This is a genomic window from Nocardia sp. NPDC004654 (genome assembly GCF_040609595.1).
GTDB lineage: Bacteria > Actinomycetota > Actinomycetes > Mycobacteriales > Mycobacteriaceae > Nocardia.
In genome coordinates this window covers 1-1,665 of the sequence record NZ_JBEXKI010000023.1, presented here as the reverse complement: position 1 = coordinate 1,665, position 1,665 = coordinate 1, and the positions used below count along the sequence as shown (strand labels likewise).

Below are 1,665 nucleotides of genomic sequence, written 5' to 3'. Positions count from 1 at the left end.
GGGTGTGGTGGGTGGTGACGAGGTGGCGGGCCAGGATGGCGCCGAGGGTGCCGGTGCCGCCGGTGATCAATACTGTCCCGTCCGGATCCAAGGGGACAGCCGTGGGGGAGTCGGGCAGTGTGGCATGGGTAAGACGCGGCAGGTGAGCCCGGCCGCGGCGCAAGGCGAGCTGGGGTTGTCCCGTGGCGAGCGCGGAGGCGACAACCTTGCGGGAGCCGATGGTGTCGTCGAGGTCGATCAGAGTGAAGCGGTCGGGGTGTTCTGCCTGTGCGGAGCGGATCAACCCCCATATCGGAGACGCGGCCAGATCGATGATCGTTTCGCCGGTCTCGACCGCGACCGCGCCACGGGTTGCTATCACCAGCCGTGTCTCCGCCAACGCCGCCGTCCCGAGGAACCCTTGGACGACTGTGACCGCACGCGCGCACAGGTCGTGGGCGTTGCCCGGCACCTCGGTCGTGTCGGGCGTGGAATGAAGTGACAGCAGCGCGTAGTCCGGCGCCGGTTGTCCCTGGTTCACCTCGTCGATCAGGTCGGCAAGTGCCTCACAGGTGCGCGCCGAGGCGCCCGCGGCGGAGAGCTCGGTCGCGAGGTCGGGGTTGTCGATCACGACCCAGGATGCTGTGGTCGGCACTGTGGGAGTGGAAGACAGGCGATGCGATACCCAGTCCACTTCGTACATCGCGCGGGATGCCGGATCCGACTCACCCACCAACCGATCGACGTCGATCGCTCGAATTCTCAGCTCGTCGACGGTGAGCACTGGGCGCCCTGAGTTATCGGCCACGTGCAGACTGACGGTCTCAGCGCTCGTCGGCGTCAACCAAACCCGCAGCGCCGTTGGCTTAGCATTGAATAGCGATACCCCTGCCAAGGTGAACGGGAGTTTGATCGTTCGCTCGTCATACGCAGTTGTGGGATGCAGTGCCATGGTATGCAGCGCCGCATCGAGAAGCGCAGGATGGACTGTGAACCCGAGTCGACCGACGTCAGCGATCTCTTCGGTGATGGCGATCTCCGCGCAAATCGTGTCCCCATCCTGCCATGCACGCCGCAATCCCTGGAAGGAGGGCCCATAGCCCATTCCTATCGCTGCCATCCGTCTGTAGAGATCGGTGACCTTCATAGGTGTGGCATCCGGAGACGGCCACGGAAGGATGCGGCCACCATGCGGAACGCCCGATCCAGCGCGGCCTGACGCATGCCGCTTCCACGGCTCGTCACCGCAACGAGCATAGACCGCAATGGCTCGCTCGCCGTTGTCGTCCGGCGCGCCCAGGCGAACCTGCAAGGCGGTGCGACCCGACAACGGTAGAGGCGCTTCGATAGCGAGCTCAGTGATCCCGTCGAGGTCTGCTTGCTGGGCAGCTTCAAGAGCGATATCGATGAAAGCAGTGCTGGGCAGAAGTGGAATCTGCGCGACGGTGTGATCCGAAAGCCAAGGGTACGCATCCATCGATATGTCGCCGGTGAGCACGAGCTCATCGGCTCCAGCGAGGTGCGTTACATGGTCAATGAACGGATGATCAGTTCCGTTGTGCCTTGTCCCGCTTCCCTTGATTGCGTTGTTGAGCCAGTATTTTTGGTGTTGGAAGGGGTAGGTGGGTAGTGGGGTGTGTTGGGTGTGGGTGGTGTTGTTGAGGGTGTTCCAGTTGATGGGGAGGC

At 63.5% G+C, this 1,665-nt stretch carries 1 protein-coding gene; it reads right to left on the bottom strand.

From position 1 onward, the window contains the following. On the bottom strand, window positions 1–1,665 hold a 1,665-nt coding region (locus ABZV58_RS34545; RefSeq protein ID WP_355004398.1), incomplete at both ends, for a polyketide synthase dehydratase domain-containing protein.